The 14,171-nt window shown below is 30.9% G+C and carries 8 protein-coding genes; 3 read left to right on the forward strand and 5 right to left on the reverse strand.

Features of this window, described 5'->3' with window-relative positions:
- Nucleotides 1–16 precede the first annotated feature (16 nt).
- Entirely contained in the window at nt 17–1,105 is a 1,089-nt protein-coding gene (locus Q1A46_RS04645; protein WP_299674556.1) for a TlpA disulfide reductase family protein, read from the forward strand.
- Between the two features lie 57 nt (nt 1,106–1,162).
- Here the strand turns inward: Q1A46_RS04645 and Q1A46_RS04650 are convergent, their stop codons facing one another.
- The 5 genes from Q1A46_RS04650 to Q1A46_RS04670 all read right to left on the reverse strand — a co-directional run bounded on the left by Q1A46_RS04650 (nt 1,163) and on the right by Q1A46_RS04670 (nt 11,393).
- Nucleotides 1,163–3,937, reverse strand: coding sequence for an alpha-amylase family glycosyl hydrolase (locus Q1A46_RS04650; protein ID WP_299674559.1), 2,775 nt, complete (start codon nt 3,935–3,937; stop codon nt 1,163–1,165).
- An 81-nt stretch (nt 3,938–4,018) separates the two neighbouring features.
- Entirely contained in the window at nt 4,019–5,701 is a 1,683-nt protein-coding gene (locus tag Q1A46_RS04655; protein ID WP_299674562.1) for a SusE domain-containing protein, read from the reverse strand.
- Between the two features lie 17 nt (nt 5,702–5,718).
- A complete protein-coding gene (locus tag Q1A46_RS04660; protein WP_299674565.1) occupies nt 5,719–6,840 on the reverse strand; it encodes a SusE domain-containing protein in 1,122 nt (373 codons plus the stop codon).
- A gap of 17 nt (nt 6,841–6,857) precedes the next feature.
- Nucleotides 6,858–8,462 (reverse strand): RagB/SusD family nutrient uptake outer membrane protein, encoded by a 1,605-nt coding sequence (locus Q1A46_RS04665; protein WP_299674568.1) that lies wholly within the window; start codon nt 8,460–8,462, stop codon nt 6,858–6,860.
- Between the two features lie 9 nt (nt 8,463–8,471).
- Nucleotides 8,472–11,393, reverse strand: a complete 2,922-nt coding sequence (locus Q1A46_RS04670) for a SusC/RagA family TonB-linked outer membrane protein (RefSeq protein ID WP_299674571.1) — start codon at nt 11,391–11,393, stop codon at nt 8,472–8,474.
- Between the two features lie 278 nt (nt 11,394–11,671).
- On the opposite strand from Q1A46_RS04670, the gene Q1A46_RS04675 reads away from it, so the two are divergent.
- Complete coding sequence (locus tag Q1A46_RS04675) at nt 11,672–12,688, forward strand: LacI family DNA-binding transcriptional regulator (protein ID WP_299674574.1); 1,017 nt, start codon at nt 11,672–11,674, stop codon at nt 12,686–12,688.
- Between the two features lie 134 nt (nt 12,689–12,822).
- Nucleotides 12,823–14,169, forward strand: coding sequence for an MFS transporter (locus Q1A46_RS04680; RefSeq protein ID WP_299674577.1), 1,347 nt, complete (start codon nt 12,823–12,825; stop codon nt 14,167–14,169).
- Nucleotides 14,170–14,171: the final 2 nt, after the last annotated feature.

Here is a 14,171-nt window from a genome sequence, read left to right on the forward strand (position 1 = left end):
ACTTAAATAAAAAGAAATGAGAAATATCTTAATAATATTAGTTGTTGCCTTGATAACTTCATGTAGTAATCAAACAAAAAATAAAAACTATTTAATAGAAGGCGATTTAGTTCATCTTGAAGCTGGTTGTAAAATCAGTATGAATCCAAATACTAAAAGTGATCAAAAAATAACTGTAATTTCTTCTAAAGAGAAATTTGTTTTTGAACTAAATAATAGTATTGATAAAGGAGAATATACTTTAGAAATATTTAACCCTAAGGATTCAACAAAACAAAATTTATATTTCTGGTACAATAAACAAGATTTACTTTTTAAAGGAGATTTTAATCAGTTTAAGCAAATAAAAGTCAAGAATGACGAAACTAATAATATTGCTCATAAATATTATCAAGTTATTGATAATTATGATCGTAAAATGTCAAAATTATTAGCGACTGTTAAAGATCCTGATAAATTAAATGTTTTGGTTACTAAATACTTTGATTCCATTCAAAACGATCAAAAAGCACTTATTTTCAAACAAAGTAATAATCCATTTTCATTACATAAAATTGTATTTCTAAAGAATAAATTTTCTTCTGATAGTTTATCAATAGTATATAATAAGTTAAGTGATAATCTTAAGAAATCTACAAATGGAAAATTGCTTCGTAATTATCTTTCTTCTAAAAGAGTAGAAATAGGTAAAAACTTCATTGATTTTAAAGCAGAAACGATTAAAGGAAACAATGTTAAATTATCAGATTATAACGGCAAAATAATTCTACTTGATTTTTGGGCAAACTGGTGTACTTGGTGTCATGTTCAAAACAAAAAAGAATTTACGCCTTTACAAACTAAATATAAAGATGACTTAGTTATTATAAGTTACTCATTAGATGAAACAAAAGAAGACTGGCAAGAAGCTATTAGAAAAGACAGCTATAAATGGGAGAATTTATCGAATTTGAAAGGTCTGAATGATCCTGTCAGTTATATGTATAAAGTAAATTTACTACCTCATAGTTTTTTAATTGATAAGCAAGGAAAAGTTGTTAAAGAGTTTATTGGATATGAAGGGGAAAATAAAATTGAAGCAGAAATTCAAAAATTATTAAACTAATTAAGAAATAAAAAAACCGTTCAGAAAAGAACGGTTTTAAAATGTTTAATGGAACTTTTATTTGACTAGCAATTTATAAGAAAACAAATTATTGTTGTTTTTCCCTTTAATAAAATACAATCCTTGTGATAATTGTTGTAAAGAGAAAGTATGATTCTTATTGTATTTTCCTTTAAAGTATAAGACTTGTTTTCCAGAAATATCATAAATTTTTACATCTGAAACTTCTTTGTTAATAGAAATAAAGTCTCTTGATGGATTTGGAAATACACGTAAAACGTCTTCATTATTTTCAATATCTTCATTAGATAATGTTACAGCAGAACTACCAAAAATTCTAAATTCTCCTGGTTGTAAAGCCAAAGTTGCAGTAGTATTAGTTATGTTTAAAGTTTTAGTTTCATCTAATAAATCGTACCAAGTTCCTGCTTGTTGAAATGAAGGATTAATTGCCTGAGCTGTGATCCCAAAGTTTCCAATAATTGTAACGTATCTCAAATCGTCAGAAGTATTATCATTCGTTAATTGAATTTTCTTTAAACCATTAGAGTTATTTACATCTAAAGTAAAATCAGAAGTTCTAAAAATATCTTCTTGCTTTTTTAAAGCAATTAGTTTTGCCCAAACATCGTAAATAGCTTTTCTATTCGCTTCGTCTGCATATTCCCAACGAATTGGTTTATTTCCTGTTCTACCATTAAAATCGATATCTACATCGTAACCTAATTCACCAAATTGCCAAATCATTTTTGGTCCCGGAACAGTAAAATAAAATGCTCCTGCACTTGTAATTCTATTTAAAGCAGTTGCTAAATCCTTTACATTGTAAGTGCTATTAGAATTTCCAAATTGTAAATTTTTATACATTAATCGTTGCTCATCATGGCTTTCCATATAGGCAATATTAGCAGGCACAGACCAACCTCTATTTCTATAATCAATCCATGAAAAGTCAGATTTTCCACTTGTATGAAATCCTAAAGTTGTTTCGTTATAATTAGAATTTAAATTGCTCCACATCATAATTCCTTTTCCTTCAGATAAACGATAATTTACCCATTCTGATTCTTCTTGGTTGGTTCCTAAATGTTCAAAAATTACATAAAAATCAGGATCGATGTCCCATTGATAATCTGCATATTCTTTTAAAACAGCAACTCTGTCTGCTTGCATTGCATTTGTACAAGCATCATCAGATCCAGAACAATTCTGTGTAAAACCTTTGGTTAAATCCCACCTGAAACCATCAATATTATATTCTTCAATCCAAAATTGAGCAGTACGTTTTACATAATCTTTAGTAGCTTGCTTACTGTGATTAAAATCATTAAAAACATTAAATGAATGTTTAGCTGTAGCATTAAAGAAAGGACTATCAGCAGAAGCTTGCCCACCATAATTTCCATTATCAGTATTCCACATTCTGTAGAAAGGATTCTGACCCGTTGCATGATTATATACAACATCTAAAATTACAGCAATACCTCTTTTATGGCATTCGTCAACTAATTGTTTAAAAGCATTTTGAGTTCCATAATATTTATCTAAGGCCATATGAAATGAAGGATTGTATCCCCAAGATTCATTTCCATCGAATTCACTAATAGGCATTAATTCAATAGCATTTACACCTAAACCTTCAATATAATCTAATCTAGCTTTTAAAGCATCGAAACTATGTAATTGATCAAAATCACGTAATAAAACCTCATATATTACCAAATCAGTTTTAGCAGGACGATTAAAATTGGTTACTTCCCAAGCATATGGTGTATCTCCAGTTCTTAATAAAGTAACAGCATGATTCGTTTTTCCTGTTGGATAAGCAGGTAAATCAGGATAAGTAGTAGTATTTATAAACTGATCGTTACTTTCAGTTAAAACAACAGTAGAGTAAGGATCTGCTACACGTAAAGCCCCATCAATTAAAAACTGATACATATGATTGGTTTGTGGAGTTAAACCTGTTAATTCAATCCAAAAACGATCATTAGCTGTATCTTTTTTTAATAAATAAGAATCATTTAATGTCCAATTATTAAAATCTCCAATAACATGAACAAACTCTTTTCCAGGAGCATATAAAACTAAAGTAGCTTTTGTATTATCTGTTGGGTTTAAAGTTAATCCATCTTTTATTCCAGTAGGAAGACTTTCTTCAACGACTGTAGGTTTTACAATGATTTGAAAGTTAGCTGTTTTTGTATCACCACCGTTTACAGCTTCTAACTCAAAATTTGTTGTAGCTGTTACAGTTGTAGTAAAGCTGTAATTAGTACTATTATTTTGAGTATTTATAGAGGTACCATTAGCTTTTAAATTAAAGTTTGCATTTAAACTAGTTGTAGCTGATATTGTTACGTTATCTCCAGAATTAACAATAGTAGGAGAAGAGCTAGGAGAAGTTAATGTTAACTGAAACTTTCCAACTTCAAATACTTGATCTTGAGATTTTTTATCTCCACTACCATCTTTAGCTTTTACAAGCATTCCAATTCTTCCAATTCCTGTTCTATTGTAAAAAGAAGTAGGAGTGAAGCTTATAGAATAACTTCCATCACCGTTATTGGTTAATTTTTGAGCTTCATTAGAATTCGTCCAAGTTCCGTTTGTTGGAGAATCCATGATATTTTCATCATTAGTGTCGAAAGACCAAGCCCATAAATAAATATCTGTTACTCCCCACGTAGCAGGATTTACATTAGTAACAGTAATTGTAATCTCTTCATCTTCATTAAAAGTAGTGGGGGAAACAGAAAATGAAACATTCTGCTGTTGTGCAAATAATGAAACATGAATACAAAGGATTAAAAAAAGTACTATTTTCTTCATAAGGTATAATTAAAAAGCAAAAACCATCCATCAACTATAAAAGTTTATGGATAGTTTTTGTATTACATATGTCTTAAATTATTAAGGTTGAATCGTATATGTTGGATTTGCAGCATCAGAAAAATCTAATGTAATAGTATAAGTTCCTGCTGTAGCAGTTAAGTTATCACCATTTACTTCTAATGTACCATCTCCTCCAGTATCACCATAATTAATGTCCCAAGCATTATTAGCTCTGAATTTAAATTCTCCATCTAATAACTCTACGTCTCTTAAGATCCAAACATCATCGAATGGTCTAGACCAATCTCTTGTGAACTGAGCATCTGGAGTAGCTCCCCAATTATTGAAGGCCGAACCTACAAGTCCCCATACATTTGTTATTTGTTCTAAAGAATAACTATTATCGTTTAAATCTACAGTAACGATATAAATACCTGCAGTTACAGTGATATTATCACCATTTAATTCAATAGAACCATCTGCACCAGTATCTCCATAATTTACAGCCCAATCATTATTCATTCTTAACTTCATGTCACCATCTAATAAAGTAACTATTCCTCTAAAAACATCAGAATATTGGTCGTATTCTAGCATAAAATCTGGAGTAGCTCCCCAATCATTGTATGCAGAGCCTACAATTCCTAAAGAGAAAGCTTCGATAGCATATGTGTTGTCATTAAAGTTTAAAGTAATTTTATAAGAACCTGCAGTAACATCTATATTATCACCGTTTAATTCAATAGAACCATCTGCACCAGTATCTCCATAATTTACAGCCCAATCATTATTCTCTCTAAATTTGATTTGACCATCAATTAATGTAACGTAAGCTGCTAAGACACCGTCTACATCAGTTTTAAAGAAAGGTAAATCTGGAGTTGCTCCCCAATTGTTAGCTGCTGAACCAACAATTCCCCAAGTAGTAGATAAATCTAATACCGTTAAATAAGTACTTACAGTAACTGTTATTGGAGTACCAATTCTTTCTAATGTATCACCTGTACCGTTAGTAATTACAGAACGTAAACGAATTTCTATATCACCAGTTGTATCAGGAGCTATTCCTAAAGCTTGAGCAACAGCATTTAATTTAGCATGAGTTACATTAATGTTAGCACTATCTGTACTAGTTCCTAATTCTTCAACAGTTGCAAAATCTGTACCTACCACAGCAGCTTCTAAAAAGTAATCAACAGTAACTCCTAAGTTAGCATCTAAAATAGGATCATTAATTACTAGTGCAAATGCATTTTGATCATTCATATCTAATGATAAAGTGAATGAATCTCCATCAGCAAGTCCACTTTCTAAAGTTGGAGCATTTACCGGGTAAGTTGTCACTAAAAATAGTACACTATTACTTACTTGTTCTCCTGCTTTAACTCTCATAAATACAGGAATATCATTAAATTCAGTTATCCCTGCATTATTAATAGCCTGATTTAATTCAGTTACAGTCATTGAAAATGATTTCTCTGAAGTAGTACCTAATGCCACAGGAGTAGCAAAAGTATCTTCAGTTGCCATTTCAATATTGTATGAAGTAGCTGAAGTTACTCCATCATTCCAAGTAATTGTAAATGCTGGATTATCAGGTAAAGAATAATTTAAAAACACATTTGAGATCCCAGGTATATCTAATTCAAAAGTAGGATCAGGTGTTGTAATATTTATATTGTCTTCTGATTCACATGAAGTTAACAAAAGCATAGCTGATGCAACTACTGTGAAGAATATTTTATTTATTATTGATTTCATTGTAATACTTCTATTAATTATAAATTCAATGGAACAAGAATATACTCACCAGTTAAATCGTTAAACCAGATATCGTAATCATCTTCTACTATTACAGGAATGTTAGCACCTCCATTAGTTGCAATTCCTGAAAAAGAAGTATCGCTTCCCCAAGCATCAGTACCATTTGCTAAAAATTGTAAATCTCCTGGCTTTAATCTTACTGCAGATGCATTCCAAATATGACCATCAAAAGTTAATGGAGTTAATGCAACAGGAGCATCTAAAGAAGATCCCTGAACAGCTAATGAACCAGGACTATCAATTCCACTAGCATCAAAAGCTTCAAAAGTGTATTTTAAAGTTGTAAAATTAATAGTAAACGTATAAAAGCCAGGAGTAATATTTGCAGCTCCAGAAGTTGGAAATCTCTCAGGTTCATCATCTCCATCATTTACTCTTATTGCTCCAGCTGCAATACCTGTAGCAGCATCTAATGTTCCAACATCAGTTCCCCATTGTGGTCGCCAAGCACCTTTACTTTCTAATATCTTAAATTGACCATCACCAAAGCGACCAGTATAAGTGAATAAATTTTCATCATTAGGATTTCTAAATAATGCAGGGTTATTATTATTGTTATCCCAACCAGGCGCTGTTCCATCTCCAACTAGATAATAATCATCAAAAATATAATTGAAAAACGGAAAAACTCTTAAAGATAAAGAATTTGAGTTTGCTTTATTAGCACGCTGTTTACCTAAAGAAGATACTACTCTTACATATACATTAGCCCACTCAAAAGGATTTAATCCTGCATTACCTGCGGCTGTATTTAATTCTCCCATAGAAAATGTAACGGTATTCTCACCTGTAACAGATGCACCTATCACTGGATTTGTAAAATCTTGATCTGTAGAAAATTCGACATCATAAACAACAGCAGTTTGTTGACCATAATCAGCACTAGACCAATTAAAAGTGACTGCTGGATTGTTCACATTAACTTGATCAATTTCTATTTCACTTATTGCTACAGCAGCTAAATCTGGTGCTTTTGCATCAGAAACTGTAAAAGTTTCTGCATTATCTTCACAACCTATACCAATAAAAATTAATAAGACTAATGAAGATAGTTTATATATAAATTTATTTTTCATCTTGATATTGTAATTGTTTAATAACCTGAGTTTTGTGTTAGATTCGGATTGGAAGCTAAACTACTTGCTGGTATCGGAAATAAATCTAAATGATTTGCTATTGAAATTCCATTAGTAGCATTTCCTTTCCATGCCCAATTATAATTTCCTCCAGTAAAACGTCCGAAACGAATTAAATCTTGTCTTCTATGAGCTTCCCAATGTAATTCTCTAGATCTTTCATCTAAAATGAAGCCTAAAGTAAGATCAGTAACTGTAATTGCTTGTGGATTATTAGCTCTAGTTCTTAATTGATTAACTAATGTAACTGCCTCACCTATAGAACCACCTGTTCCACCTCTTAACACGGCTTCAGCATACATTAAATTCACATCAGCTAATCTAAATAAAGGAAAATCTGTATCTACAAAAGTTTGATTTCCTCCTGCAACTCCTCCAGAACTAACATTAGAGTATTTAGCTATAATATAACCAGTATCACGGTCTGCAATATCAGTAATTGTAACTGGTCTTCCAGCTGTAATTAAAGTATTTCTGGTATCTGTAATAAATGCTCCACCATTAAATAAATCTGCAAATTGTTTTCTAACACGTAAAGCACCACCCCAACCTTCAGTTGTTACACCAAGATCAACACCATTTTTTTCGATACTTCCAACAGCACCATTAATCATAACTGTAGTAGGACCAAAGTTTTGAACAAATGATCCGTCAGAAACAAAAGCAAAAATAATTTCGTTTCTAGCAGCGCCTTGGTCGTTGTCAGCTTTAAATAAATCTAAATAGTTAGGAGCTAAAACATAACCACTATTTAAAATTTTATTACAGTATTCGATACAATCAGAATAGCGATCGTTACCAATGTAAACTTCAGCATTTAAATAAATTTTAGCTAAAACCATCCAAGCTACAGCTTTATCTGCTCTTCCATACTCATTTTGTCTAGGATCTTTTAAATCTGCTTCAATAGCTTTTAATTCACTTTCAATAAATGTAAATAATTCACTTCTTGAAGCTTCTAGAGGGGCAGTATTCACTACTGAATTTTCATCAGTAAAAGGAGCTTTTCCATATAAATCCATTAAATGATAATATGCTAGTGCTCTTACTAATCTAGCTTCAGCTCTGAAAGTAGTTATTTCCTGACGTGTATCATCAGAAACATTTCTAGAATCTAATTTTTCAGGAGTAGTTTCGTTTAAAAAATTATTAACAAAACCAACTGAAGCTCTTGCTCTTTCAAACATTCCTAAGACAATAGGGTTTTGAGCATTCCAAGTATTACGTTGAATTTCAGCAACTCCTTGATCTGTTTCATAAGACCAAATCATTTGATCTGCTGTTAAGGTTTGTAGATATAATAAAGTACGTCCATATTGACTTGTACCTGGATCGATACCATCTAAATTAGATGTAGTGGCTCCGTCAGTACCTGTTAAAGAAAAGTTTGCATAAATACCTGCTAAAACCTCTTTATAAGCACTTTCATTTTCAAACAACTCTTCACTTAAAGTTGTTTGATCATCATTTGGTATAATATTTAAATCTTCTGTACATGATGACATAAATAATGTAATCACTGCAAAAAATAATACCGTTTTAATATTGTTTTTGATATTCATTTTTTCTTTTTAGAATTTAATATTGGCTCCGAATAAGATATTTCTTGATCTTGGATAAATAATATTATCTATTCCATCAAACACTTCAGGATCTAAACCTGAATAATTTGTCCATGTAAATACATTTTGCATACCAGTCCATATTCTAATACTATTTTTAGAAAACTTCTTAATAGGTCTGTTAAAAGTATAACCTATAGTAATATTATCCATTCTTAAGAAAGACGCGTTTTCAACAAAATAGTCAGATAAAAGTACATCTGCAGTATTTACAAAATTAGTATTTAATACGGAAGTAGGAATATTACCTAAAACAGCATTATCTCTTAATAAATTTAATTGAGCTCTAGAAGAATTTACGTTGTTGTAAGCATAGTTACCTATGTTTGCTCTTAAATTAAAAGAAAGATCGAAATTTTTGTAGTTTAAGTTACTTTGGAAACCTAAAATTACATCTGGATCTGGACTTTCTCTTAAATATCTATCACTACTATTAATAATTCCATCTCCATTAATATCTAAATAAGCATCTTCAATTGGATTACCATTACTGTCAGTTAATTGTTTTAAAACATAAAAAGCTCTTGGAGCTTCACCAACTCTGTTGATTTGAATATCTGATCCAGTACCTCCTGAAATTCCTCCAGTTTGAAATTCGAAACCAGAAACTAAGTCTTTAATTTCTCTATCGAATAATGTACCGTTGAAATTGAAATCTAAACTAAAGTCTGTATTATCTATAACGTTTGAGTTTATAGAAAATTCTAAACCTCTAATTTGTAATTCACCAACGTTTTGAATAATTCTGTTTGTAAAGTTAAATGGAGTAGGGGCATCAAAAAGTAAATCTGTTGAATTCTTTTGGAATGCACTAATAGATCCAGTTACTCTATCATTAAATAAACCATAGTCGATACCAAATTCGATAGTAGCAGTTTCTTCCCACTTAATATCTTCGTTGATTGCTGAAGGAATATTTGTAGAAATTGGAACTCCTCCAAATAAATATTGAGAATTTTCGTTACCAGATCTGTATCGGTTTAAGAAAATATCTTTTTCACTAATTTCTTGCTGACCAGTAACACCGTAACTAGCTCTTAATTTTAAACTAGAAACAAATTTAGAATCTTTTAAAAAGTCTTCTTCACTAATTTTCCAAGCTAAAGCAGCTCCAGGAAAGTTACCCCATCTGTTTTTAGAAGCAAAACGAGAAGTACCATCACGTCTATAGTTTAAAGTTAATAAGTATTTATCTAAGAAGTTAAAGTTTGCTCTACCAAAGAAACCAATTAAAACTACATCTGGATCCGCAAACGTTTGAGGGTTAGAGTCAGGATCTCTTCTGTTACCAGTATCACTACCTCTAAATTCAAATTTTTGATAAGAATAACCTGCTGTAAAATCCCCAGATATTTGATCACTAAATTTAGTGTTGTAATTTAAGTAACCATCTAATAATTTATTGATTCTTAATTGTTCAGATTCAAAATCGTTACCAATAACTGTAGCATTAGAAGCTCTTGGTACACTTAAAGATGTAAAATCTTTTCTACTTGCTTTAATTCTATCGTAACCTAAGTTAACAACAGCTCTTAATTCTGGTAAAAAATGTAGTTTATAATCGAACTGTAAATTACCGTATTCTCTGAAAGATTTACCAACATTTGTTCTTTGTAATAAAGAAGCAACTGGATTTGTTGTTCCATTAGCAACACCTGATCCAGCTAAGTGTTGGTAAAAACCACCAAAAGGAGAGTTTCTATCAAAAACTGGTTGTGTAGGATCATAACGTAAAGCAGCACCTATTTGTCCCGAATCCGCAAACCTACTGTTTTCAAAAGCTCTACTATAGTTTAAATTAATTTTGAAATGATCATTAAATAAAGAAGGGCTTAAAGCCGTAGAAACATTTCTTCTTGTAAAATCTGAAGTTAATAATGCTCCTTCTTGATCATTAAATCCAACAGATAAACGAATTGGAATTAAATCATAGATCGTTCCTCTAGCTGTTAAGTTATGAATTGTAGAAACGGTGTTTCTAAAAATTTCATTTTGCCAATCTGTATTTGCTGTTCCTAATAAACTAGTATCTAAAGTAGTTCCAGGAATTGGTTGAGAATTTACTAAGTTTCTAAATTCATTTGCAGAAAATACATTGATTCTATCATTAATTTTACCAGTAGTAACTTGAGTATCAAAATCTAAAGACCAAGTTGATTTACCTTTCTTAGTAGTAATTATAATTACACCGTTTGAAGCTCGTGAACCATAAATTGCAGTTGCAGAAGCATCTTTTAATACAGAGAAAGACTCAATGTCATTAGGGTTAATATTAGCTAAAACACCACGAGATCCATCAACACCATCATTAGAAATTGGTAATCCATCAATAATAATTAAAGGATCATTGGAAGCGTTAATAGAAGACCCCCCACGAATTCTAATTTGAGAACCAGAACCAGGTGCTCCACTAGTATTAATACTTACCCCAGAAACTCGACCGTTAAGTAAATTTTCAGGAGTTACAATGTTACCTTTAGTAAATTGTTTTTCTGTGATGGCTTCAACAGAACCTGTTGCGTCTTTTACAGTAGTAGTACCATATCCCACAACAATAATCTCGTCTAAAACTTGACCATCTTCTTCTAATTGTACATTAATAGAAGTTTGATTACCTACTTTAATTTCGGTAGTTTTCATACCAATAAATGAGAAAACTAAGATATCTGAAGCTTTAACACCTTTGATCTCATAGTTACCATTAAAATCTGTTTCAGTACCTCTTACTTCTCCTTTTACTAAGATAGAAACACCAGGTAAAGGTTCACCAGTTCCTTGTTCGGTAACTGTACCTTTTACTGTTTGCTGTGCATAACTTAATAAGGAAAAACATAACAGAAATAAACTGAAAAATAGTTTCATTTTTTTCATGTAAAAAATCTTAAGTAAATACGTAAATTTGAATTAGTTTGTTATCAATAATCTTTGTTCCGCGTTGTGAATATAGGTATTAAAACAACGCTCTGTTAATGATTATTCCTACGAAACCGTTTTCGTGTTGATAACTTTTTAACTTTAACTTAACACATTAATAATATAACTCAATTTTTTTATGAGTTTTGTAAAAAATTACAAATAAAATTGTAATTAAAACAACTAAAAATCATTTTAATAATAAACCCCTATACGTATCATTATATATTCAAAATATGAAGCCAAAAATTACCATTAAGATAATTGCTAAAGAATTAGGTGTTTCAACTTCTACTGTTTCAAAAGCTTTAAGAGATAGTCATGAGATTAGTCAAGAAACAAAAGATAGAATTAAAGCATATGCGAACTATTATAATTACCGACCAAATAATTTAGCCCTACAATTACGAAATCAAAAGACCAAAGTAATTGGTATTGTTTTACCTAAAATTGTTCACCATTTTTTCTCTACTGTTATTAGCGGAATTGAAAAGGTAGCTAACGAGAGAGGGTATAATATTATGGTTTGTTTCTCTAATGAAAATCAAGAAAAAGAGATCGAAACTATAAATGTATTAACCAACGGAAGTGTAGATGGATTAATTGTTTCCATAGCTAAAGAAACATTAAGAAATAAAGCTTTAGATCATTTTTATCGTTTAATAGAAAATGAAATGCCAATTGTTTTATTTGATAGAGTTCACGATTCTATTGAGTGTGATAAAGTGATTGTTGATGATGTTGGAGCAGGTTATAAAGCAACAAAATATTTAACTGATATTGGTTGTAGAAAAATTGGAATTGTAACAACTCCTGAACACGTTACAGTTGGTTTAGATCGTTATCAAGGTTACGAAAGAGCTTTAAAAGAACAAGGGATATCAGTGAATAAAGATTTAATTATAAATGTAGATGAAGAGCAAGATATATATGAGCAGATTAAAGTACTTTTTAATCAAGAGTTAGATGCTGTTTTTGCTGTAAATGAAATTTATGCTGCTACTGCAATTAAAATTGCAAAAGAAAAGAAATTATATATACCAAATGACTTGTCGGTCATTGGTTTTACAGACGGTTTAATATCTAAATATTCATCTCCTTCGATAACTACAGTTGTACAGCACGGATATACTATGGGAGAGCAAGCGGCTGAATTATTAATAGATAGAATAGAAAATAAAGATAATGCTAGATTTCCTCAAACGAAGGTGATATCTAGTAACTTAAAGTTAAGAGAATCGAGTAAAACTTGATTTATTTCTTTTCTGTGTAAATAAAATTTATATATTTACCGCATATTAAGACTTATCAATAATCTTACTTCCGCAAAAAAAGAATGATAAGTCTAGCGCTTATCGTAGTATATAACTAACAATACTTTACGATAATGAAAAAGCGTAAATTAAGTTTTCTAGAAATCTGGAACATGAGTTTCGGTTTTCTTGGAATTCAAATGGGTTTTGCCCTTCAAAATGCAAATGCAAGTAGAATTTTACAGATTTTTGGAGCTGATGTCCACGAACTTTCTTGGTTTTGGCTGATAGCGCCATTTATGGGATTACTTGTTCAACCAATAATTGGACATTATAGTGACAATACTTGGACTAGATTTGGTCGAAGAAAACCTTTCTTTTTATTAGGTGCTATTTTGGCTTCTGTAGGAATGATTCTTATTCCACAAGCTAATTTCATGATTGCAATACTTCCGGCACTTTGGGTCGGAGCAGGTATGCTAATGATCATGGATGCATCTTTCAATATAGCAATGGAACCATTTAGAGCTTTAGTTGCTGATAATCTTTCTGATGAACAAGCTACACAAGGATTTAGTATTCAGACTGCACTTATTGGTATTGGAGCTGTAGTTGGATCATGGCTGCCTTGGGTTTTAACCGAATGGTTTGGTGTACCAAAAACTGCTGAAGAAGGTGCTGTACCAGGAAATTTATTATGGTCATTTATTATTGGAGCAGTAGTTTTAATAGGATCTATTTTGGTTACTCTATTTACTACAAAAGAATATTCTCCAGAAGAATTAGCTCAATTTGAATCTAGTGAACCATCTTCATCAGATGAAGTTCATCAAGCTAAATTGACTGATATTTTCGAAGATTTCAGAAAAATGCCTGAAACTATGCGTCAATTAAGCTGGGTTCAGTTCTTTTCTTGGTTTGGTTTATTTGGAATGTGGGTTTTCTCTGTTCCAGCAATCGCACAACATATATATGGGTTACCTTATGATGATTCAAGTAGTGAAACTTATCAAGAAGCAGGAAATTGGATTGGAATTTTATTCGGAATTTACAATGGAGTTTCTGCAATTTTTGCCTTTTTATTACCAACAATTGCAAAAAAAATAAGTAGAAAGAAAACTCATGCCTATTCTCTTTTTATTGGAGGTATTGGACTCATATTAATTTATTTCATGCCAAGTCCTAATTCTCTAATATTACCTATGGTATTAATAGGTATAGCTTGGGCAAGTATTTTATCTATGCCTTATGCAATGTTGTCTGGTTCTATTTCACCAAAGAAAATGGGAGTTTATATGGGGATTTTTAATTTCTTCATCGTAATTCCTCAAATTATTAATGGAATAATAGGAGGTCCATTAGTAAAATATGCTTACGGAAACCAAGCTGTATTTGCTTTAGTTGTAAGCGGTATAGCATTCATTATAGCAGGATTTCTATCATTTAAAATTAACGATAAAACAGATGTTTCTCATCTATAATT

The organism is uncultured Tenacibaculum sp. (assembly GCF_947502995.1).
GTDB lineage: Bacteria > Bacteroidota > Bacteroidia > Flavobacteriales > Flavobacteriaceae > Polaribacter.

Coding starts and splice junctions, on each gene's coding strand:
- Q1A46_RS04645 (WP_299674556.1), top strand. CDS start 17: ATGAGAAATATCTTAATAATATTAGTTGTTGCCTTGATAACTTCATGT.
- Q1A46_RS04650 (WP_299674559.1), bottom strand. CDS start 3,937: ATGAAGAAAATAGTACTTTTTTTAATCCTTTGTATTCATGTTTCATTA.
- Q1A46_RS04655 (WP_299674562.1), bottom strand. CDS start 5,701: ATGAAATCAATAATAAATAAAATATTCTTCACAGTAGTTGCATCAGCT.
- Q1A46_RS04660 (WP_299674565.1), bottom strand. CDS start 6,840: ATGAAAAATAAATTTATATATAAACTATCTTCATTAGTCTTATTAATT.
- Q1A46_RS04665 (WP_299674568.1), bottom strand. CDS start 8,462: ATGAATATCAAAAACAATATTAAAACGGTATTATTTTTTGCAGTGATT.
- Q1A46_RS04670 (WP_299674571.1), bottom strand. CDS start 11,393: ATGAAAAAAATGAAACTATTTTTCAGTTTATTTCTGTTATGTTTTTCC.
- Q1A46_RS04675 (WP_299674574.1), top strand. CDS start 11,672: ATGAAGCCAAAAATTACCATTAAGATAATTGCTAAAGAATTAGGTGTT.
- Q1A46_RS04680 (WP_299674577.1), top strand. CDS start 12,823: ATGAAAAAGCGTAAATTAAGTTTTCTAGAAATCTGGAACATGAGTTTC.